Here is a 22,040-nt window from a genome sequence, read left to right as displayed (position 1 = left end):
ACGTCGCGGATGCCCTCATGCGTGACGGCATCCGCGCGCCCCCAGTGCGAGAGCAGGCCGCGACGGCGACTCAGCTTATTTACCCGGCCACGTCGATTGCGGACAACACCCTGATGACCGGTGGCGCCGCGAACCAGTCGGCCGACTTCGTACGGAACTCCTTGAAGTGCGGACTGGCCACGTGTGCATCGAACGCTGCCTGGTCGTCGTAGATCTCGTACAGGTGCAGGTGTGGTGAACCGTCCTGTTCGCGGAACAGGTCGTAGCGCTGGTTGCCCGGTTCGGCACGCGTCTTGACCACCATGCTACGCAGCTCGGCTTCGCCGGCCTGCGCGTGCTCCGGCTTCAGGAACAGGGAAGCAATCACGTGAAGCGCCATCTTGTCACTCCTTTCGAAATGGAATCGAGCAGGTCGAAAGCTTGCGTCCAGCGACGCCAGGTTGCAACCGTTTTGTATCGGCGGGATGCGGTGTCGGTGCAATCGGACAGCCGCCTGATCCTCCAGCAACAGCGTGGCCCGCGGCCGGTGTCACGCCACGTCCATTGAAGTCAGCGCGCAGACGCGCGCTATCTGTGAACGCAGTTGACCGCCAATTAACCGGTAAGTGATTGGTAAGTCGAGCTCCCATAAAGTCAGTCCGCCCTTGTCAGCTGACCTCCTGGAAGCAATCGTGAAAAAAAACCATCTGCCGGTTCGGCCCGTCATCCTCGCCACCGCCTTGCTTGCGCTCCTTTCGAAGACGGCGTGGGCCGAAGGAGAGGGGCTCGACCAGGCCGATGCGGCAAGCTCGGGACTTACGATCCTGAACAATGCGACGAACGTGACGCGCTGGGGCCTGGGTGCGGGAGTGGGTGTCGGGCAATCGCCATACAAGGGATACGGGACGAAAGTTGAACCGTTTCCGTTGGTTTACTTCGACGACAAGTGGGTGCATCTCCTTGGCACCACGCTTGACCTGAAAGTCGGCACCTGGCATGGCGTGAGCGTCGCACTTCGCGGAAAGTATTCGCTGGGCGATGGCTACAAGCAATCGGATGCTCCGGTCCTGAATGGCATGGAGGATCGGAACGGCGCTTTCTGGTACGGTCCGGCGCTCGCATGGCACACCGCGTTCGGCACGCTGTCCGGCAATTATCTGCTGGGCGGAAACAAGGGCGAGAAGGCCGCTCTGGATTACAGCAAGTCATTCGATGTCGGCGATTTTTCGCTTACACCGCACGTGGGCATCGAATGGCTAAGCGGAAAATACGTGAATTACTATTACGGCGTGCGCCCTTCCGAAGCGCGCCCCGGACGTCCGGCTTACACGGGCACGGCAACCTGGAGCACGTCGCTCGGAACACGTGTCGATTACAACGTCACGAAGCACCAGCGCTTCGTGCTGGACGTGGGCGTATCGCACCTCGGCAGCGGCATCACGGACAGTCCGCTGGTCGGCAAGCGGTTCATTCCAGATATCAGGCTCGGCTACATTTACCAGTTCAAGTGAGTTCAATTCCATGGCGCGAGTCGCAATTGTGGAAGACCACGAACGTCTCGCCGACATGGTGAGACAGGCTCTCGCCGGCGTGGGCATCGAGGCGGACCTGTTCCACACGGTCTCCGAGGCGGCCTACGGCATGCGCCGGGCAGACTACGCGGTGTTGATCGTGGATCGTGGCCTGCCTGATGGCGATGGGCTCACCTTCCTGCGCACGCTGCGCAAGGCGCACCAGATGACACCGTGTCTTATGCTGACCGCTCGCGATGCCCTGCACGATCGTGTGGAGGGTCTTGAAAGCGGCGCCGACGACTACCTGACCAAGCCGTTTGCCATGAGCGAGCTGGTTGCGCGAGTGCGTACGCTGATGCGACGCCCGGCGTTGCTGACGGCGTTGGTCATGTCGTTCGGGGGCGTTACGGTGGACCCTCGTCAACGCGAGATGCGGTGTGGCGCATCGTCCGTTCTGCTCGCGCCGGCAGAACTGCAGATCATGTCGTGCCTCATCGAGGCGGGCGGCCGGACGGTTCGGCACGCGGCGCTCGAGCATGCTGCATGGGGACTCGGTGAAGCAGTCACACCGAATGCACTGGAGGTGACCGTGCACCGGTTGCGCAAGAAGCTGGCCGCAATCAACGCAACGGTGCGACTCGTGAATCTTCGCGGCACGGGCTTCACCCTTCAGGAAGCCCCCGACGATGAGCGCGTATAACCGGGGCGTTCTTCGTTCCACCCATCGGGCGGTCGAGATTGACGGAAATGCGTGACGTGTCCCGTCATCCGGCCGCCCAGACCCATACCGCTTTCAGCAAAGGAGCGTCGTGCTCGATCACTGGATTCGAAGTCTGTCTGCGCGGTTATGGGTGACAACCGTCGTGGCACTGGCCACCAGCCTGACAGCCCTGGCTGCGCTCGTGATCTATGTGTTCGATCGCTATCCGGAGCAGACGCTAGGTCGACGGGAACTGGTGGAAAACGTCCGTACCGTGGTTGACGCAATCAACTTCGACAACGGGGGCGTTCCTGTTTCCGTCAGACTTCCGGAGCGCGAGGGCTGGCTGTTCCGGGTGGCGTCCACCGAACTCAAATACCGGGTATTGGATGAACAAGGACACATCCTGCTGGCTTCGGACAGAGACAAGAGCGCTGGCCCCTGGCTTGCCGACGACCTTTCCGTGGACGCAAGCAAGATCGTGCACGCGACGATCGGGGGGCAGCGGTTCTCCGTGGCGACGCAGCAGGTCGCGCGAGGCCGCTCCGTGTACTACGTGCAGACCGCGACGAGCGTACGTTTCATCAAGGCGCTCGTCAGTCTGAAAGTCAAGCCGATTCCGGCCCTGGTGAGAATCATCCTGCTGGTCGCCGTCGTCATCTTCGGGCTGGCACTGCCCTTCACGATTCGCCGGGTACTCAAGCCGCTGCGTGACGCGTCCGACGCAGCAGCGCAGATTACGCCGCGCAATCTAAAGACGCGTCTTTCGGCTCGCGGCATTCCGAGCGAGATCAAGCCGTTGATCAATGCATTCAACGAGGCGCTTGAACGACTGGAGAACGGCTTTACGGTCCAGCAGCAATTCCTCGCGACCGCGGCGCATGAGCTTCAAACGCCGCTGACCCTGATCCGCGGCCAGATCGAGCTGCAATCCGAGATCAGAGAAAAAGACCTGTTGTTTCGCGAGATCGATCTGATGTCGCGACAGGTTCGGCAACTGCTGCATCTCGCCGAAGTCAGCGATGCCCAGAATTTCACCTTCGGCGAAGTCAACACCGCCGACGTGGCGCACGAAGTGATTGGGTATCTCGCCCGTAAAGCGGATGACAAGCAGGTGAGCCTGCGTATCGAAGAACGTGCCGCACTACCCGCTATTTGGGCCGACAAAGGCGCGCTCTTCATCCTCCTCAAGAACATCGTCGAAAACGCCATTCATGCGTCGCCCGCGAATGGCATCGTGCTGTTAACGATCGACGCGGCGTCGATCGGAATCAGTGACGAAGGGCCCGGCATACGCGAGGATCATCTTCCCTTTCTGTTCAAGCGATTCTGGCGTGCGCCCGATGCCAGGCATGAAGGTGCCGGTCTTGGGCTCGCGATATGCAAGGAAATTGCGCTGGCGCATGGTTGGCGGTTAACCGTGAGCGCTTTCTCGGCTGGAACGGGCTTCACTGTGTGGTTGTGATCGCGCGGCTCGCGGTGCCGATCCTGATCCAGCTGCTCTTCTCGTAGGCTTCGTGATACGGTCCTACTCCCTTTCGAGCACGACATGGCATCCACACTCAGCTGCTTCGATAGTGGTGCGGTCGAGCACGCGAATCGATTCCGGACGGCAGCGCAGGGCGCCGCTCGCTTTGAGCGACTTCAGCGCGCCTCAGCGACACCGCCGCCCCCGCGGATGGCGCGGAAGGCGGCGGTGTTCATCGCTGCTTGAGGATCACCACGACCAACGCGCGCCGACATTTCCTCCAACAGTCCGGACGTGCTCGCCGTCCAGATTCGTGCCCCAGTTGACAGCCGCATACGCACTGCCGTGCTTCGAAAACTTCGTGACCACGCCGACGTCGATCCGGGCCGTTGTCTGGTTGACCGGCGTGCCGATCGACGTTCCGCCGTCATAGTTCTGGTGATCGCCGCTCGCGAACGCGTGCAACACGTTGAACCCCATATAGGGCTGCCATGCGGCGCCAAGCGCGTCCCACGTGCCCTCGAATCGCACGCCGAATCTTGCCAGCACGCTATTGCCGCTGCTGAACCCCACGCTGGAGGCGCCGTCGTTCAGATCGCGGATCGACAGATGCTGGTAGACCAGCTGCGCCTGCGGCTCCACCGTGAGTCCATGCCCGATGGACAGCGGCAAACCGCCTTCGATTGAGGCCGTGACGGCAGTACCGTGAGTGCCCGAACGGATGTTGTCGCTCGATGTCGTATCCGCCGTGAGCGCGCTGCCGGAAATGACCGTATCCGTATACCAGCCGCCCGGCCCGATGTGTGTCCAATAGCCGGCGAGGCTGTATGCGTTGACCGCGAGATGTCCGACGGCGGCGCCCGGCACGCCCACCGCAAACCCGCTGACATCGCCCGTTGCGCGCGCCATGCCGAGATAGAAGCCGTAGTGGTTGCGATGGCCGCCTTGCGTGCCGTCCGCATAGATGTCGTGGCCCACCTGCACGCCGCCCATCGAGCCGTCGAATTGCGGACTCACATCGCCGCCTTCCGACAGCACGCTATGCGCGCCCCAGACACGGCCCCATCCTGCTGGCAGGCTGCCCTTTTCGTTCAGCAGCATCTGGTCGCCCTGGCGCAGATGGAACTCGTCGATCTGCATCCAGTCGAGTTGGCGCATGACGTCCGGAACCTGCGCGTAAAGCGCGACCTCGGGGCGGTAAAGCGTGACCGCATGGGTATTCGCTGCCGGCAAGGCCGGCGTGCCCGCTGCCGCGCCCACGGTGGACGCGCCGCTACCGTTCGCGTTTGTCACCGCTGCGCTGCTCGCGGCGGGCACCGTGTTGCGCAAGTACCAGTTCTGCGACGTGCCCGCGCTCACGCCGCCCTTCGCCAGATAGTATTCGTACGCCCCGCCCTTGACCGTGCCGCCCGCGAGCGTAAACGCGCTCGTATCGGTGGTCGCGCCGTTGGTGGCCGCAACGACCTCGATGCCGTTCGACACGATCGGCGCGCCCTGGCCGCCCACGTTCGTCACCTTTAGCGTGGTCGCCCCCGTTGCCGTGCCGCCGTTGATGACGAGCTTGTCCGAAGCCGCATTGTCCGCGGCGAGAACGGTGTTGAGCGCGATGACGCCGTTTTGCCCGACGTAGCTGTTGACGTTCAGCGTGTTGCCGGCCTGAGCGCCGCTGCCGAGTTGCACGAGGCCCGCGTTCGCCAGTTGGCCGTTGATCGTGAAGCTGCCCTGCGCGTCGGCTGCGGCCGACGGCAACGCATTGGCCACCGCGATTGTCCCGTTGTTCGTCACGTCGCCATTGACGGTGCCGTAGCCGCCGAGCACAGCGCCCGTTGCAACGGTCACCGGCCCCGCAACCGACGCGCCCGCGCTCGACGCATCGCCCACCACGAGCGTGCCGGCCGTCACTGAGGTCCCGCCCGAATAGGTGTTGACGCCATCGAGCACGAGCGTGCCGGTGCCCATCTTCGCCAGAGCGCCGGTGCCCGTGATGTTTTGCGCGATGGTCGACTGGAAGCCCTGCGTATCGATCGTGCCGCCGTTCGACGTGATCGATACCGCTCGCGTGCTGGCCAGATCGAAGCTGCTGCCCAGTTGCAGCGCGCCGCCGTCGAAGGTCACGCCACCCGACGTACCGCCGAGCGCGCTGTCCGCCGCCACGGAGACCGTGCCCGCTTTCAGCACGGTGCCGCCCGTGTACATATTGCCGCCGGCCGCGGAGGGCGCAAGCGTCAGCGTGCCCGTCCCGTCTTTCTCGACCACGCCCGAGCCGCCGATGGCGCCCGTGTAGACGCCGTCCACACCTTGCTCGAACTGCACGAGTCCGTTGTCGGTTACCGTGGGCGGCAGGCTTTGCGCGCTGGCCTGCAGCACGCCCGGCTGGTCCACCGTCACGCTTCCCGTGAACTGCGACCCGTCGCCGTTCAGCACGAGCGTGCCCTGCTGAACCTCGGCGGCGATCGGACCGACCACCGCGCCGTTCAACGTCAGCGTTCCCGAGCCGGTTTTGTCGAGCGCGCCCGATCCGCTGATGCTCTGGTTGATCGTCGAGTCGAAGGCCTGTGTGTCGATCGTGCCGCCGTTCGAGGTGACGGAGACGGCGCGCGTGCCGGCAAGGTCGAACGCGCCGCCGAACTGCAGGGTACCGCCGTCGAAGGTCACGCCACCCGACGTACCGCCGAGCGCGCTGTCCGCCGCGACCGAAAGCACGCCCTGCCTGAGGACCGTGCCGCCGGTATAGGTGTTGCCGCCGGCGGCGGTGGGCGCCAGCGTCAGCGTGCCCGTCCCGTCTTTTTCCACGGCACCCGAACCGCTCACGAGGCCGGTGTAGGTGCCCGCCGTGTCCTGCTGAAACTGCACGAGGCCGTTGTCCGTCACCGCGCCCGGCAGACTCTGTGCACTCGCCCGCAACGTGCCCGCCTGATCCACGAGCATCGAACCGGTATAGCTCGCGTTGTTGCCGGTCAGAACCAGCGTGCCTTGCTGGACCTCGGCGGAGGTGACGCCCATGCTGCCGATCGGATTCGTGATCGTCCAGGTACCGCTGTCCTTCTTTTGCAGCGTCTGGAAGTTGGTGATCGTCGTGGGCAGCGTGTCGCTGCCCGTGCCGTTGAGCGTCAGCAGATTGCTGCCGCCTCCGCCGTTGATGGTGCCCGATACGCTCGATCCGGTGTACATGTTGAGCGTGTCGTTGCCGCCTGCAAAAACCAGGTTGCCCACCACCTTGCCGAGGTTGCTGAACACCACAGCGCCGTTGCCCGACGCCCCCATCACGTTGCCCGGGGCCTGAATGACACCCGTGGCGTTGTTGATGACCGTATTGGTGCCCGACGTGTTCTGAAACCAGATGGCCGCCGAATTGACGCCGCGAATGGTCCCGTTGTTGATGATCGTATTGCCGGTGCCCTCCGGATTCACGGCCTCCGCGTCGCTCTCTGTGCCGTTGGCGAGCACTGTCGCTCCCTGCTCCACCGTCAGCGTGCTGTTGTTCCGGAAATCGATCGTATTGCCGCCCGTGCCGTACGTGCCGGTGGTGTTCGTCGCATTACCCTGCACCAGTGCGCCGGACTGCACGACGATGTTCGCGCTGTCCGACAGCGCGATGGCGCTGCTGTTGCCAACGACGACCTGCGCATTGGGGCCCACCGTCACCTGGGAACCCGATGCTTCCGTCGGGCCCGCGCCGATCATCGTCGTCCATGGCGACGGCGAGGTCGTGTCGCAAGTGGTCGTCGTGCCCGACGTCGTGCAGTTCGCGTGAGCGAGCGCAGGAACGAGGGCGATATAGCCGAGAACCGCGAGCGTCGTCGCCTTCGGACGGGGGTTCAGCGTGATGCAGGAAAGTTGATGCCGATTCCTGCGCAAATTGGCGTCACAGTGCGACGCCTCGTGGGGTAAGCGCTCTTTTTTCATTTTCCGCGTATGCCTTTTTGGGATTGTTTTACGTCTATGTTCGAAGCACGGGACGCCGGTGCTTCGAACGACGGCTGAAGGATTCGACGGACTGGACCGCTTATCCGTGAAAATCACGTCCCTGCACGAGTGCGGAATATAGGGAAATTAAAAAAAGCGAATGTAAAGGATCGTTAAACGGTTTTCTTAAATAGAGGGATATACCGCTTACACATCTTGCAATCGTTAAAAGATAGCAATGAATTACCGCGACGCAAACGATTGGCGTTCGACGCTGTAAATACGCAAACGTTTGCGATTATCTTTTTATTGCGCGGCGATATCCCGGAAAAACCACGCAGGGGAATGCTCAACAAAACTCAAACGGTTGGCCGGCGGGCCTCGGCAGGCTGTTGCACGGGGGGCTGCACCCGCGGCGGCATCTTCCTGATAGCCTGTCTGGAAGCCACTGCGGTCGCGAGCGCAAAGCATCGGGCCGCGGTAGTAAGTCGCGTGACCTCGTGGCTATAGAGAATCGGGATTATTCGCGCGAATGGCGAAGTGGCGTACCGTGATGAAACGCGTGCGCAGGTGCGCCGTACTTTTACCTTCACAGGTCGTCAATTTCATTGAGCCGCGGTGAATGGGTTTCGCGCCGCGACATTCTTTATGGCATCCCAACATCTGGAGAAGCGATTTTATTTTTACATCGCATTATGCTAAAGCTGTCCCTTTATAAGTAAAAACGTATCTGCCGCGCAAAACGAGATCTGCGTTAATACAGAAAGGAAAATGAAATTCGTCCTCGTCGACGCTAATTGAGGCGAGGCTCATAGCAGTGAGCCCTATGCATGGCGCCCGGCGTCATACTCAACGCAACCGCAGGAAAGCGGGCACGGGTCGATCAGCTGATACCAGACGGGAGCAGACCGATTCGATACGCCACGAGCGGCCGTGTCCACAACGACAGAAGCCAGGGTCGCATCCAGCGATCTATCGCCTCGTCTGCGAAGGCGGTTCGCCGGATAACGCCTGATAGCTGGCGGGGCGGGGAAACGTCGCTGCCGCGCGTTGTCCTCAGTTCGTTGCCCACACCGTTGAGGCGCCCAAACGCCGATACTTCACAAGGTATAGAGGAACCCAGTTGGCTTCCGACGATTGCCGCCGGTGACGAGCACGCGCTGCGGACGATGATTCATGAGTTCTCTTCCAGGTGTTGAGCGACGAATTGGCCGGCCGCGGCGCCGGCCGTGGATACGCCGAGGTCAGGATGGGTTGAACGAGCGGCGTGCACGCAAGAAGCCCGGCACGGTGCGCGGCGGCGAAGATCGCTTGTGCGAATCCATGCCGGGTCGTGACGGGCGTGCCGCACAAATGATAGGTGCCCCAGGCAAGCGGCTCGCCTGCACGATATCGCGCGGCGAAACGTCAAGGTACGGTGAGATGTCACCGTCGAGCCGTTCCCGGCCACACGGATCGTTGACATGCTCATAGGTCGACTTCCCCTGGGCACGAGAAAAGGCACGGGCGCCGGCTCTGCTCAGTGAGCCCAGCGCAAGACCTGCGCGTCGAGCCGCCGGGCAATCTCGATCAGTCCGGCACGTGTCGCCGGATGCAGCGGCACGAGCGGCCGGCGCACAGCGTCCGAGGCGATCACCCCGCCTTCCTTCATCAGAGCCTTGCAGGCAATCAGTCCGCATTGGCGGTTCTCGTAGTTGATAAGCGGCAGCCAGCGTGCGTAGCCCGCCGCCGCTTCATCGCGATTGCCCGCCAGATAGGCCTTCAGGATCGGCTGCAGGCCGTCCGGATAGCCACCGCCGAGGATACTGCCCGTCGCGCCCGCATCGAGGTCGGCCAGCAAGGTGATGGCCTCGTCGCCGTCCCACGGTCCTTCGATGGCGTCACCGCCCAGCTCGATCAACTCGCGCAGCTTCGCGGCCGATTGCGGCACCTCGATCTTGAAGTAGCGCAAGTTGTCGATCTTGTGTGCCAGCCGCGCAAGAAACGCAGCCGATACCGATGTGCCGCTCATCGGCGCGTCCTGGTACATGATCGGAATGTCGATGGCGTGCGCCACCTCCTCGAAGAAGTGTTCGATCGCCGCCTCGCCGCAACGAATCGTCGCGCCGTGATACGGCGGCATGATCATCACCATCGCGGCGCCAGCCGCCTGCGCCGCACGGCTACGCGCGGCACAAATAGCCGGACTGAAGTGCGTGGTCGTGACGATCACCGGCACGCGACCCGCGACATGGTCGAGGATTGTGGTTGTCAGCAGCGTGCGCTCTTCGTCGGTCAGCGAAAACTGTTCCGAGTAGTTCGCGAGAATGCAGAGGCCGTCCGCGCCCGCGTCGATGATGAAATCGACGCAGCGCTTCTGCCCGTCCAGATCGAGCGCGCCCTCCTCTGTGAAAATGGTTGGCGCAACGGAGAAGGCGCCTGCGTAGCGGCGCTTGATCGGCGTTGTACGATTCATCTCGCTTCCCCTTCCTTTAATTAAGGATTGCATAACGATTAATGAAGTCCATCACCCTGTTTTGCCATGCGACACATGGCGAACGAAAAATCGCCTCGCCGTCAGACGCGGCCGTACTTCCCGCGCAGGCCATCCGCCACGCCGCACAGGATGGCCTGCAGCTTCATGCGCTTTTCCCGTGCATGCAGCAACACGAAGGCAATATGCTTGAGCGTGATCAGGTTGATGAGCAACAGTGCGGGGTAGCGGCGCCAGTAATCGCGCGCGACCAGGATGCAGTTACGGGCCGCGTAGTAGTGCCGCAACGCGCTTTGGTCGAATATCTCGACGCGCGGCCAGTGCTGCGCCGGCACCGGTTTGCCAAGCTCGTGCGGCAGCGACACGTCCGCGTTCACGCATACCGGCACCCCGTGCGCCTGGGCGCGCATGCAGTACTCCGCATCGACATGGTCGATGAAGAAGTCTTCCCGGAACCGGCCCAGCGCGCGATACGCTTCGAGCGAAATCGCCGTGCCGGACGAGATGATGACCGAGCACGGTTGCAACCCATGCGCGCCGTCACGAATCGGCGCGATCTGCGCTGACCAGCGCCGCACGGTGAAGAGCGGCAGGTCGCGCCGGACATTCAGGTTGAAGATGCGCGGCCCGACCAGAAAGCGCCTGTCGCCGACGGCCGCGCATCCTTCCAGCATTCGCGCAAAGTAATCGTCGGGGATCGTCGAATCCTGATCGAAGATGAAGAACACGTCGCAGCCGCGTCCAATCAAAAATTCGACACCGGCGTTGAACGCGCCGGCAATGCCGCCGCGATTGTGATTGGCGATGACGTCGATGCCGTGGGCGGCAAGGCGCGCATGCAGGACCGGATCGGTCTGCGGGGAGTTGTCCACCGCAACGACCACGGGGCTCAAGGCGGGCAAGCGCAACAGATGATCGGTTTGTTCAGCGCTCGGCTTGTACAGCGTAATCAACGTGCCATGTTTCATGACGACGCCTCATCGCAAAAGAATGATGGTTCGCCGCCCTCGCCTGCGGGCTGCGGCTTCCTCCTTTCAATTGCTGCTGTCCCTTCTTGCCACGAACAGCACCTATCGTGGCCGCCGTTATTTTGCGTACAGCTTCACGACGCTTGCGTGAACCACGCGCGTGATCTCTTCCATGCGCCAGCGGATGTGGGTATCCGTCAGCGCCACGCAGCGCTCGGTGTCGCGCTGCTCCAGTGCATCGAGAATCTGCAGGTGCTCGGTGAACGCCTCGTTGCGGCGCTGATCGACGTCGACCCAACGGACGTAGTGGATCCGGGCATTGATTCCCTGCAGCACCCTGCCAATCTCCGCGTTGCCGGACATCGCCGCCAGCTCGAGGTGGAACAGCTCGTCATTCACGACAAGCTCGTCCGACGGCATGCGCTCCGCGGTCTTCATGACCTGCTTCCAGAAGCGGCGCAGCGTCTTGATGTCGCCGTCGGAAGCCCGCTCGCACGCGAGCATGACCGCCGTCGATTCAATCGAACGCCGCAATTCAAAGAGATCGAACACGTCCTTCTCGCCCAGTTCGCGGATGAAAAATCCCCGGTTCGGCACGAACGCCAGCAGGTTCTCGGCCACCAGCCGGTTGAGTGCCTCGCGAATCGGCGTACGGCTCACGTCGAGGCGCTCCGCCAGCTCGAGTTCGTTGACGCGCTCGCCCGGCCGGATCTTGTACAGCACCGCCATCTGCTTCAACTGCTCGTAAATCTCGTTGACCGTCATGCCCGTGCGCTTCGGCGCAACGGAGTCCCGCCCGCCGGGACGCACGTTCCGCGCAATCACGGAATCCGCTGTCATGTTGTCTCCTGGTTCAATCTGTCACCGCTCATTATCACTACCCTTCTGACCTTCAGGCCAACTCTGGCGTGGCTACACGTGACACGTGCGACACGTGCAGCCGCATGCCGCCGTTGGGCGCACGCTTCAAACCGTGAACAGTCTGCCGAACTGCGGCAACGAATCGGTCACGCCTGCCAGCCGCAGCGCATGCCACGCCAACGCATGATTGCTCGACAAAACCGGCTTGTCGAGCCGCGCCTCGAAGCCTGCAATGGCGTCGGCAAGCCGAAGGCTCGTGCACGATACGAACACCGCGTCAACGGCCGGATCGCTCGCCAGCTCGAATACCGCGTGTTCGATGGACGCGCGGTCGATTCTCGCGACCTCGTTGTCGTCGCGATGTTCGAACGACCCTATCCGCACCACGTCGACGCCGCGCTGCCGCAGGTAGCCCGCCATCGCTTCGTTGATAGGCCGCTCGTATGGCGTGAGGAGGGCCACCCCTCGCGCACCGAGCGCGTCGAGCGCCACCCGCGCCGCGGTAATGGGCGTCGTGCAGGCAACGTCCGGGCGCGCCTCGTGGATGCGCTCGAAGACGCGTTCTTCGCCGAGCACCATCGATGCCGACGTGCAGCCGAAGGCGACGACATCGAGGTGCTCGCCGGGCCGGATCAGCTCCACGCCCGCGCGAATCCGGCCGTCCATCTGCCCGAGCGTGGCCGCCGTGATTTCCGCCGAGTTGGCGACGCGGCTTTCGTAGAACGCAACGCCTTCGAGCGCGAGCATCCGGCGCCATTCGTATTCGATCGTGTGATCGGTCGCGAGCACGACAAGGCCGATTGCGGCGCGCCGCGCGATACCGTCGTCCAGCGAAAAGCCGAAGCGCGCATAGGGACTCTGGCTGCGCTCGACGCGATTCGAGAGAAGTTCGCTCACTGTAGTGTCATCCCTGAGATATCGATGTCCGGTTGCCGCCCGCTCATCACGTCGGCGAGGATCTTCGCGGTGCCGCAGGACATGGTCCAGCCCATGTGCCCATGCCCCGTGTTGAGAAACAGATTGCGATGCCGCGTGGCGCCGATCAGCGGCGTACCCTCCGGCGTCATCGGCCGCAATCCGGCCCAGTAAGAAGGCCGAGCGTAATCGGCGCCGTTCGGGAACAACGCTCGCGCGGTCGCGAGCATGTGAGTGAAATCGGCAGGCGTGTGCGCTGTGTCGTAACCGCAAAACTCCGCTGTCGCAGTGAGGCGCAGCCGCTGACCGAAGCGCGCCCACGCGACGAGCTGGTTCTCCTCGACGCCGCCCAGCGTGGGCGCTTCGTGCGACGCCTCGATCGGCAGCGTGACCGAATACCCTTTGACGGGATAAACCGGCAGCCGGTAGCCGAGTCCGCGAGCCAGCAACGGCGAATACGAGCCCAGCGCGAGCACGTAGCGGTCGGCCGTGACCCGCCCTGCCGACGTCTGCACGTAGTCCACGGCATCCCCGCTCGCGCTGATGCCGTCGATCGCGGTGCCGAAGCGAAAGTCGACGCCGAGTTCACGGCAACGCTGTTCGAGCGCGCGGGTAAACAGATGCGCGTCGCCGCTTTCGTCGGTGGGGCAATAGATCGCGCCGGCGATGTCGCCACCGGCTGCTCGTAGTGCGGGCTCGCGCGCCATCACCGCCTGCCGGTCGAGCGTTTCGAGCGGCAGTCCGTTGTCGGCGAGGATCGCCATGTTCGACACGCCGCGTTCGAACGACGCGGGATCGCGATACAGGTACAGCAACCCGCCGCTGATCCGGTCGTAAGCCAGTCTTTCATCCTGCGTCGCCTGCTGGAGCTGCTGCTGCGCATAGCGGCAAAGCCGCACCTTGATCGACGTATTACGGCGCGAACGTTCAGCCGTGCAGTTCTGCAGGAACAGCCAGCACCACGCCCACATCCGCCAGTCGGCCTTCGGTTTGAGCCGCAGCGCCTGGCCTTCCGTAAACAGCGACTTGAGCAGGATCTTGGGCGCGCGCGGCGACGCCCATGTGTACGAGTGTCCCGGCGCGATGAGGCCGGCATTCGCGAAACTGGTTTCGAGCGCGACGCCATCGCGGCGGTCGAGGACCACCACCTCGTCGCCCGCCTTCGCCAGAAAATAAGCTGTCGTCACGCCCACGATCCCGCCGCCCAGCACAACCGTTTTCATCCCGATACTCCGCCGAGTTCAGCCAGTCCGAATCTAGAACGCCGCAATCGCCGCGATCTCCACCGTGTACTGCGGGAAAGCCAGCTTCGACTCAACGCATGCGCGCGCCGGCGCATCGCCCTTCGGCACCCACGCGTCCCAGATCCGGTTCATGTCGGCGAAGCTGCGATGGTCCGCGAGCCAGATGCTGGCGGACACGATGTGGCGCTTGTCGAGTTTCGCCTCTTCCAGCAGGCGGTCGAGCTTGTCGAGAATCTGTTGGGTCTGGCCGGCGACGTCGAGCGACGTATCGTCTGCCACCTGCCCCGCGATGAAGGCGAATCCGCCCGCCACCACCATCTGGCTCATCCGCTCGCCCGTTCCATAACGCTTGATTTCCATTGAGTCGCCTCTCGTTGACCTACGCAAGTTGAGGTCGATCGTAGCATCGACAATTCAGCGGTGTATACACATTTTCAATAAAACCGACGTGTGCGCCAATCTTGAGCGGACCACTCGAATTGGTGCATCCATGAATGCTTCTTCGTGCATAAAGTGCGCTTTTTAAGGGCATTCCTGTTCTATTCGTCGCCATACACAAGCCCGCAAAATTCCACCAAAAATTTATCGCACAACTATTTTTGATCGGCAATTCTGTACACACTTTTGTATATCCAAACGTCCAATCACCCATCAGGAGAAACACGATGAAGCTGTATCGCTGGAGTGCCGGAGTCGTTGCCGTGTGGTGTCTGTGCGCGTCGAACGCATGGGCCGATGTCAGCCTTGGGGCCGTGTTGCCGTTGACGGGATCGAGCGCGTCGATCGGCGAGGATCAGCGGCGCGGCATCGAACTCGCTGTCGCGAAGATCAATGCCCAAGGCGGCGTGCTGGGCCAGAAACTGCAGGTCAAGATCGAGGACTCGGGCGGCACGGCCAATACCGCGCTCGACGCGACGCGCAAGCTCGCCACCGTCGATCATGTGCCCGTCGTGCTGGGCGAGTTCTCGTCGTCGGTGACGATTCCCATCGGCCAGTTCCTCGTCAGACAGGGCGAAGTACACGTCAACATCGGCTCGTCGAGCCAGCAGATTCGCAAGATCGGTGCGGGCTCGTTCAGCGTGATCGGACTCGACGACCTCTCGGCGCGCTTCGCCGCACAGGACGTGTACGCGCGCAAGTTGCGCCACGTCGCGTTCATCGCGCCGAATAACGGCTACGGGCAAGGTCTTGCGAGCGAGTTCAAGAAGCGCTTCGAGGCGCTCGGCGGCACCGTCGTGTCGCTCGTGCTCTATACCGAGGGGCAGTCCACCTATCGCCGCGAACTGGAACAGGCGGCACGCGCGAAACCCGACGCCTACGTCTACAGCGCGTACGGCCAGGAAGCGGCGACGCTGAATCGCCAGGCCTACGAGATGCAGCTCAACAAAGCGCCGTGGTACGGCATCTATCTGACCATGTGCACGAGCGATACGACGCCGCAGATCGCGCAAGGCCAGATCGGCCTGGAAGTCGCGGCGGGCGGTGCGAACGCAAAGTCGTACGCCGACGCCTACCAGGCCGCCTACAAGGAGGCGCCGCGTTCGGCGTTTGGAAGCTACGCCTACGACGCCACGATGCTCGCCGCCGCTGCCATCAACAGCGCGCATTCGGCGGACCCGGCGAAGATCCGCGCGGCGATGGACGCGCTCGGCAAGGGCTACGACGGCGTGACAGGAGACATTGCGTTCGACAGCGACGGCCAGCGCGCGGTCCAGCCCTACGAGAAGGTGGTCTTCAGACAGGCCGTCGTCGCGCAGTGAGCGTCATCGTCTGCCGTTCACGGAGAATGCCATGCTGCCATTCCTGCTCGACGTCCTGATCCGCACCTCCGACCTGCTGCTGGTTTCGATCGGACTGTCCACGCTCTATTCGCTGATCCGCTTTCCCAACATCGCGCACGTGCAGTACGCGATGTTGGGCGCCTTCGCGTCGCTCGGCTGCGAACGCGCCGGACTGCCGCTCGTTCTGGCCGCCGCCGTGTCGTGCACGCTGGTGGGCTGCCTCGCGGTTCTGCTCAATGTTTTCGTATTCGCCCGACTGCTGCGTTCGGGCAGCGCGGTCGCGATGATCGGTTCGCTCGCAGTGTCGCTGATCGCCATCGCACTCGTGCTGGGTACGGCAGGTTCGCGACCGCTCCAGTACGCGCAGGACCTGACGCCGCCCCTCTTGATCGGCGGCATAGCCGTGTCGCGCGCGCAACTGGACTCGATTGCGTGCGGCACCCTCACGCTGCTCTTGTTCTCCGCGCTGCTGTACCGAACCGATCTGGGGCGCTCGATGCGCGCACTCGCGTCGAATGGTCCGCTCGCACTCGCAACCGGTATCGACGCCCAGCGCGTCACCAACGTCATCACCTTCGCGAGCGGTGTACTCGCCGCGCTGGGCGGCACGATGCTCGGCCTCACCGAGAGCGTGCACGTGAACCTCGGCAACGGGCTGCTCATCCCGGTGTTTTCGGCGGCGATCCTCGGCGGTCTGGGCAATCCGCTCGGCGCAGCGGCTGGCGCGCTGCTGATCGCGCTCGCCGAAACGCTGATGCTCAACGTCGATTTCGGCGCGCTGACGGGCTATCCGCAGCTGGCATTCCCCGTGGCCTACGTGAGCGCGGTGTCGTTCCTGATCCTGCTCGTCGCGCTCATGTTCCGGCCGTACGGCATCTTCGACAGGGAGGTGCGGCGTGTCTAGCTTCCTCGTCCATCTGCTGACCTCGGCCTGCCTGTCCGCGATGATGGCGCTCGGACTCAACCTGCAGGCGGGCTATGCGGGCATGGTCAACTTCGGCTTCGTCGCGTTCGCCGGGCTCGGGGCGTACGCAGCCGGCATCGCCTCGCAGCTCGGCTGGACGCTGCCCGCCGCGTTGGCACTCGCGCTCGCAGCGGCGGCCGCGCTGGCCGTCGCGATTGCGCGTCTAGGCCGCCAGTTGTCGTCGGACTACTGGGGCATCGCGACGCTGGCGATTGCGGAGATTCTGCGCACCGTCGCGCTCAACGAAACGTGGCTCACGGGCGGCGCCCAGGGCATCGGCGGCATCCCGCCGCTCTTCGGCGGTCTCGCCGCGCCCTGGTCCGACCTTGCATTCCTCGGCGTGGCGGCCGGCTGCCTTGCGCTCGTGTACGCCGCGTATCGCCGCATCGTGCGCAGCCGCTTCGGCCGCGCGCTGAAGGTCATGCGCGAAGAGCCGGCGCTCGCCGTCTGCTTCGGCTACGACCCGCTTTCGCTGAAGACGCGCGCGAGTGTCGCGGCCGCCCTGCCCGCCGCGCTGGCCGGTGCGCTGCTCACCTGGTACATCAGCTACGTCGGGCCGGACACGATGCTGTCGTCCGAAACCTTCGCGCTCTGGACCATCGTGATGGTGGGCGGTCTGGGCAGCCATGCCGGCGTGCTGGTGGGCGCGGTGCTGGTTCAGGCCGTGTATTCCTTCGCACCTTTCCTGAAAGACTGGTTCGGCGTGGGCAGCGACCTCGCGGGCGCGGTGCGGCTCGGCCTCGTCGGGCTCATGCTGCTCGCCTGTCTGATGTGGCGGCCGCGCGGCCTGCTGCCCGAACGTCTGGAGACTCACCTATGAGCGCCCTTCTCGAGCTGGATGGCATCGCCATCCGCTATGGCGGCAACACCGTGCTGTCGGGACTCACGCTCTCGGTCGGCAGCGGCGAGATTGTGGGCCTGCTGGGCCCGAACGGCTCCGGCAAGAGCACGGTGCTGAATGCCGTGACGGGTTTCGCGCCGCTCGCAAGCGGCGAGATCCGCTTCGACGGCCGCCGCATCGACCGCTTCGCGCCGCAGCGTATCGCGCAACTCGGCATTCGCCGTACCTTCCAGCTACCGTCCATGCCGGCCCGAATGTCCGTACTCGAACTGACGATGGCTGCCTCGTCGGCGCGCCACGGACTCGCCGCGGCGCTGCTGCGCGGACCCTCGCTGCGCGCACTCGAACGCGAAACACGCGCCCGCGCTGCCGCGCTGCTCGACGAACTCAAGCTCGCCGCCGTGGCACATCTGCCCGCAGCATCGATCTCCGGCGGTCAGAAGAAGCTGCTCGGCATTGCCTGCGCCATGATGACCGCGCCGAAGCTGCTGCTGCTCGACGAACCGACGGCCGGCGTTCATCCGAACCTGCGCGGCGAACTCGTCGCGGAACTGCGGCGCATCCACGGGCTCGGCGTGACGCTCGTCGTGATCGAACACGACATGCATTTCATCCGCGAGCTGTGCGACCGCTGCATCGTGCTCGATCGGGGCGCGGCCATCGCCAACTGCAAGCCGGTCGAACTGGAGCGCAACCGCCGCGTGCTCGATGCGTATCTCGGCCGTGCGCGCGCCGGCCGCCGGCCGCTGGAGGCGTCATGATCGAAGTCGACCAACTCGTTGCCGGCTACACCAAGGGCATCGACATCCTGCATGGCGTGTCGCTGCGTGTCGGCGCCGTGGAGATCGTGTCGATCCTCGGTCCGAACGGCTGCGGCAAGTCCACGCTGCTCAAGGCCATTGCCGGATTCGTGCTGCCCCGCTCGGGCACGGTGACGATGCAGGGCCGCGACCTCGCGCGCGAGCCGGTGTATCGCAAGGTTCGCCACCACGGCATCGGCTACGTACCGCAGACCGACAACGTATTCGGCGCATTGACCGTGCGCGAAAACCTGATGCTCGGCGGCCAGGGCATGTCGTCGTTTCCGCGCGAGGCCCGCATCGAGGAGCTGTGCGAGCAATACCCGGTGCTGCGGCGCCGTTACCGTGCGCCGGCCGCGGCGCTCTCGGGTGGCGAGCGGCAGATCGTGTCGCTCGCACGGGCGCTCGTGCCGCGGCCCGCGATGCTGCTGCTCGACGAACCGTCGGCCGGTCTGTCGCCGAAGATGGTGGACGAAGTGTTCGACGCGATTGTCCGCATGCGCGACACCGAACACATCGGCGTGCTGATGGTGGAGCAGAACGCGATCGAGGCGCTGCGCATTGCCGATCGCGGCATCGTGCTGACGATGGGGCGCGTGGCGCTCGAAGGTCCGGCCGCCGAACTGCTCGAAAGCGACGACATGCGGCGGCTCTACCTCGGCGGGAGAGCCGCATGAATCCGGCCACTTCCGGGACGAGCAGCACAAGCGGCACGAGCGGCCCGGGCGCGACGACCACGGCACCACAGGCGCGCCCCGCGACGGTCATGGTGGCCGTTGCGTGCGGCTTCGTGATGGCGATGCTCGACGTGACCATCGTGAACGTCGCGCTGAAGGCGATGCAGAACAGCCTCGCGATGTCGTTGACGACGCTCGTCTGGGTCGTCGACGCGTACACGCTCAGCTTCGCCGCGCTGCTGCTGTTGGGCGGCGCGCTGGCGAACCGTTACGGCTCGAAGACCATCTATCTGCTCGGACTCGCGCTGTTCGTCGCCGCCTCGGCGCTGTGCGCGCTCGCGGCGACACCCGCGATGCTGATCGCCGCGCGCCTGCTGCAAGGCGTGGGCGCCGCGCTCTTCATGCCGAGTTCGTTGAGCCTCTTGACGCTCGCGTTCCCGCCCGGCCCGCTGCGCACCCGCATGATCGGCATCTGGGGCGCGCTGGTGTCGGCCGCGATGGCCCTCGGGCCGTGTGTCGGCGGCGTGCTGGTGGACGCGATCGGCTGGCGCGGCATCTTCTGGGTCAACCTGCCGGTCGGGGTCGCGGGCTTGTGGCTGACCCAGCGCTACGTGGCACGTTCGCCACGCCATGCCGGGCCGCTCAACGGCACGGGCCATCTGCTCGCCGCGCTCGCGCTCGCCGCGTTGAGCCTGACGCTGATCCAGGGGCCGAGCCTCGGCTGGACCTCGCCCGCCATCGTCGCCGGCGCGATAACGACGATCGCCGCCACCGCCGCATTCGTGCTGCGCGAGCGGTTTGCCCGCTACCGCATCCTGTCGGCCGCGCTGCTCGGCGAGCCGCGCTTCGTGGCGGGCAGTGTGCTCGGCCTCGCCATCAACTTCGGCATCCTCGCCGAAATCTTTCTGATCAGCCTCTACCTCCAGCAGCAGCGCGGGTCGAGCCCGCTCGTGACGGGTTTCCAGCTGTTTCCGCTGATGGCGATGTTCGGCATCGGCAATCTCGCCACCGCCCGCGTCAGCGCGCGGCTCGGCTCGCGCGGCGCGCTGCTTACAGGCCTTGCGCTCGCGACACTCGGCAGCACCGCGCTACTCGGCATCGACGCGTTGCCGTACGGCGCGATCGCGCTGTGCATCGGCATCGCCAACTTCGGCGCCGGCCTCGCGATACCGGCCATGAACCTGGTCGTCATGCAGGCCGGGCGTCCCGAGGATGCCAACCTCGCCGCCGCCTCGCTCAATGCGAGCCGGCAGATCGGCTCGCTTGTCGGCGTGGCCATCGCGTCGGTCGTACTGCATAGCTTCGCCGATGCCGGCCGCGCCACCGCCGCCGGCTTCGCGATCATCGCGGCAGCCTACGCGGGCGGCTTCGCGGTTGTGGTCCGGGCCATCAAGCCCGGCTGAACGCCGGACCATCGGCGCCCGCTCAACGTTCTTCTACTGGCAGCGAGGACAGCATGATCACAGCGACTGGCCGAAAAGGCCTCATTCTGGCGGGCGGCTCCGGTACCCGACTGCATCCGCTGACGCATTCGGTATCGAAGCAGCTGATGCCCGTCTACGACAAACCAATGATCTACTACCCGCTCAGCACGATCATGCTGTCGGGCATCCGCGAAGTGCTGATCATCTCCACGCCGCGCGATCTGGGCGCGTTCCAGCAACTGCTCGGCGACGGCGCCCAGTGGGGCATGCGTTTCTCGTACGCCGAGCAACCGCGTCCGGAAGGCCTCGCCCAGGCGTTCGTGATCGGCGCGCCGTTCATCGGGCACGACGCGGCGACCCTCGTACTCGGCGACAACATCTATCACGGGCCCGCGCTGTCGTCGCTGCTGCAGCGCGCCGCCGCGAAAACCACGGGCGCGACCGTGTTCGGCTACTACGTGCGCGACCCCGAGCGCTACGGCGTGGTGTCGTTCGACGAAACCGGACGCGCGATCGACCTCGAGGAAAAGCCGAAGCAGCCGAAATCGAACTACGCGGTGACGGGGCTCTATTTCTACGACAACGATGTCGTCGAACTGGCGAAGGCCGTCCGGCCTTCCGCGCGCGGCGAGCTGGAGATCACCGACCTGAACCGCGCCTACCTCGAACGGGGCGCGCTCGATGTGGAGATTCTGGGTCGCGGCTATGCGTGGCTCGACACCGGCACACACGAATCGTTGCTCGACGCCGCCAACTTCATTCAGGTGATGCAGGCGCGTCAGGGACTGCAAATTGCCTGCCCCGAAGAGATTGCCTACCGGCTGGGCTGGATCGGCGCGGACCAACTCGAAGCGCAGGCACACCGACTCGCGAAAAACGGCTACGGCCAGTATCTGCTCGACGTGCTGCGCAAGGAGGTGGTCGCATGAAGATCGTCGAAACGCCATTGCCGGGCGTGCTGCTGTTCGAACCCCGTGTGTTCGGCGACGAGCGCGGCTTTTTTGTCGAAAGCTTCCGCGAGAGCTGGCTGCGCGAAGCGGGCATCGACGCGACGTTCGTGCAGGACAACCAGTCGCGCTCGCGGCGGGGCGTGCTGCGCGGCCTGCACTACCAGCGCGTCAATCCGCAGGGCAAGCTGGTGCGCGCCGCTCGCGGCGCCGTCTATGACGTGGCAGTCGACATCCGCCGCGACTCGCCGCATTTCGGCGCATGGTTCGGTACTCGCCTCGACGACGAGTCGCACCGGCAGCTCTGGATTCCGCCCGGCTTCGCCCACGGCTTCTGCGTGCTCTCGGAAGCTGCCGACTTCGCCTACAAGTGCACGCAGTACTACGACGCCGCCTCGGACGCTGGCATACGCTGGGACGACCCCGATCTCGGCATCGACTGGCCCGTGTTCGACGACATCGCGCCGCAACTCTCCGACAAGGACCGCCTGCATCCGCGCCTCGCCGAACGCGCGCCCGACTCGCTGCCGCGCTACCGGAGCCTGTCGTGACGATCCCTGTGACGATCCCTGCGACCA

General features: G+C 64.4%; 20 protein-coding genes. 11 read left to right on the top strand and 9 right to left on the bottom strand.

Going from position 1 to position 22,040, the window contains the following annotated elements; genetic code table 11:
- Positions 1 to 79 precede the first annotated feature (79 nt).
- Entirely contained in the window at positions 80 to 379 is a 300-nt protein-coding gene (locus tag P2869_RS05795; RefSeq protein ID WP_277597720.1) for a putative quinol monooxygenase, read from the bottom strand.
- 292 nt (positions 380 to 671) lie between these two features.
- Here P2869_RS05795 and P2869_RS05790 point away from each other — a divergent pair, with 292 nt between their 5' ends.
- The 3 genes from P2869_RS05790 to P2869_RS05780 all read left to right on the top strand — a co-directional run bounded on the left by P2869_RS05790 (position 672) and on the right by P2869_RS05780 (position 3,658).
- On the top strand, positions 672 to 1,490 hold the full coding sequence (locus P2869_RS05790; RefSeq protein WP_277597719.1) for a MipA/OmpV family protein: 819 nt from the start codon (positions 672 to 674) through the stop codon (positions 1,488 to 1,490).
- Between the two features lie 10 nt (positions 1,491 to 1,500).
- Positions 1,501 to 2,193, top strand: coding sequence for a response regulator transcription factor (locus P2869_RS05785; RefSeq protein WP_017777825.1), 693 nt, complete (start codon positions 1,501 to 1,503; stop codon positions 2,191 to 2,193).
- 109 nt (positions 2,194 to 2,302) lie between these two features.
- Complete coding sequence (locus P2869_RS05780; protein ID WP_277597718.1) at positions 2,303 to 3,658, top strand: ATP-binding protein; 1,356 nt, start codon at positions 2,303 to 2,305, stop codon at positions 3,656 to 3,658.
- A gap of 252 nt (positions 3,659 to 3,910) precedes the next feature.
- On the opposite strand, the gene P2869_RS05775 is transcribed toward P2869_RS05780, so the two are convergent.
- From P2869_RS05775 to P2869_RS05740, 8 genes are all read right to left on the bottom strand, one after another.
- Positions 3,911 to 7,567 (bottom strand): autotransporter outer membrane beta-barrel domain-containing protein, encoded by a 3,657-nt coding sequence (locus P2869_RS05775; protein WP_277597717.1) that lies wholly within the window; start codon positions 7,565 to 7,567, stop codon positions 3,911 to 3,913.
- 1,056 nt (positions 7,568 to 8,623) lie between these two features.
- Positions 8,624 to 8,920 carry a sugar nucleotide-binding protein gene (locus P2869_RS05770; RefSeq protein WP_277597716.1) on the bottom strand — a complete coding sequence of 99 codons (297 nt, stop codon included), beginning with the start codon at positions 8,918 to 8,920 and terminating at the stop codon, positions 8,624 to 8,626.
- Between the two features lie 166 nt (positions 8,921 to 9,086).
- Positions 9,087 to 10,022 carry a dihydrodipicolinate synthase family protein gene (locus P2869_RS05765; protein ID WP_277597715.1) on the bottom strand — a complete coding sequence of 312 codons (936 nt, stop codon included), beginning with the start codon at positions 10,020 to 10,022 and terminating at the stop codon, positions 9,087 to 9,089.
- Positions 10,023 to 10,123: 101 nt separating this feature from the next.
- Positions 10,124 to 11,008, bottom strand: a complete 885-nt coding sequence (locus P2869_RS05760; RefSeq protein ID WP_277597714.1) for a glycosyltransferase family 2 protein — start codon at positions 11,006 to 11,008, stop codon at positions 10,124 to 10,126.
- 117 nt (positions 11,009 to 11,125) lie between these two features.
- Positions 11,126 to 11,848, bottom strand: a complete 723-nt coding sequence (locus P2869_RS05755) for a GntR family transcriptional regulator (RefSeq protein WP_277597713.1) — start codon at positions 11,846 to 11,848, stop codon at positions 11,126 to 11,128.
- A 126-nt stretch (positions 11,849 to 11,974) separates the two neighbouring features.
- Positions 11,975 to 12,766: an Asp/Glu racemase gene (locus P2869_RS05750; protein ID WP_277597712.1), complete on the bottom strand. Its 792-nt coding sequence runs from the start codon at positions 12,764 to 12,766 to the stop codon at positions 11,975 to 11,977.
- A complete protein-coding gene (locus P2869_RS05745) occupies positions 12,763 to 14,007 on the bottom strand; it encodes a D-amino acid dehydrogenase (protein ID WP_277597711.1) in 1,245 nt (414 codons plus the stop codon). Before P2869_RS05745 ends, P2869_RS05750 begins: the two co-directional genes overlap by 4 nt.
- A gap of 33 nt (positions 14,008 to 14,040) precedes the next feature.
- Positions 14,041 to 14,388 carry a RidA family protein gene (locus P2869_RS05740; protein ID WP_126875844.1) on the bottom strand — a complete coding sequence of 116 codons (348 nt, stop codon included), beginning with the start codon at positions 14,386 to 14,388 and terminating at the stop codon, positions 14,041 to 14,043.
- A gap of 305 nt (positions 14,389 to 14,693) precedes the next feature.
- On the opposite strand from P2869_RS05740, the gene P2869_RS05735 reads away from it, so the two are divergent.
- From P2869_RS05735 to rfbC, 8 genes are all read left to right on the top strand, one after another.
- Complete coding sequence (locus P2869_RS05735; RefSeq protein ID WP_277597710.1) at positions 14,694 to 15,788, top strand: ABC transporter substrate-binding protein; 1,095 nt, start codon at positions 14,694 to 14,696, stop codon at positions 15,786 to 15,788.
- 31 nt (positions 15,789 to 15,819) lie between these two features.
- Positions 15,820 to 16,713, top strand: a complete 894-nt coding sequence (locus P2869_RS05730) for a branched-chain amino acid ABC transporter permease (protein ID WP_017777814.1) — start codon at positions 15,820 to 15,822, stop codon at positions 16,711 to 16,713.
- A complete protein-coding gene (locus tag P2869_RS05725) occupies positions 16,706 to 17,593 on the top strand; it encodes a branched-chain amino acid ABC transporter permease (RefSeq protein ID WP_199541362.1) in 888 nt (295 codons plus the stop codon). The genes P2869_RS05730 and P2869_RS05725 overlap by 8 nt, the downstream gene beginning before the upstream one ends.
- Positions 17,590 to 18,375: an ABC transporter ATP-binding protein gene (locus tag P2869_RS05720; RefSeq protein WP_126875848.1), complete on the top strand. Its 786-nt coding sequence runs from the start codon at positions 17,590 to 17,592 to the stop codon at positions 18,373 to 18,375. The genes P2869_RS05725 and P2869_RS05720 overlap by 4 nt, the downstream gene beginning before the upstream one ends.
- Entirely contained in the window at positions 18,372 to 19,091 is a 720-nt protein-coding gene (locus P2869_RS05715) for an ABC transporter ATP-binding protein (protein ID WP_277597709.1), read from the top strand. Before P2869_RS05720 ends, P2869_RS05715 begins: the two co-directional genes overlap by 4 nt.
- Before the next feature lie 89 nt (positions 19,092 to 19,180).
- Positions 19,181 to 20,494, top strand: coding sequence for an MFS transporter (locus P2869_RS05710; RefSeq protein ID WP_346833743.1), 1,314 nt, complete (start codon positions 19,181 to 19,183; stop codon positions 20,492 to 20,494).
- Positions 20,495 to 20,547: 53 nt separating this feature from the next.
- A complete protein-coding gene (gene rfbA / locus P2869_RS05705) occupies positions 20,548 to 21,444 on the top strand; it encodes a glucose-1-phosphate thymidylyltransferase RfbA (protein ID WP_277597707.1) in 897 nt (298 codons plus the stop codon).
- On the top strand, positions 21,441 to 22,013 hold the full coding sequence (gene rfbC, locus P2869_RS05700; RefSeq protein WP_199541357.1) for a dTDP-4-dehydrorhamnose 3,5-epimerase: 573 nt from the start codon (positions 21,441 to 21,443) through the stop codon (positions 22,011 to 22,013). Before rfbA ends, rfbC begins: the two co-directional genes overlap by 4 nt.
- Positions 22,014 to 22,040: the final 27 nt, after the last annotated feature.

This window comes from Paraburkholderia sp. SUR17 (genome assembly GCF_029536165.1).
Lineage (GTDB): Bacteria > Pseudomonadota > Gammaproteobacteria > Burkholderiales > Burkholderiaceae > Paraburkholderia > Paraburkholderia kururiensis.
This window is presented reverse-complemented; position numbering and strand designations above follow the sequence as displayed.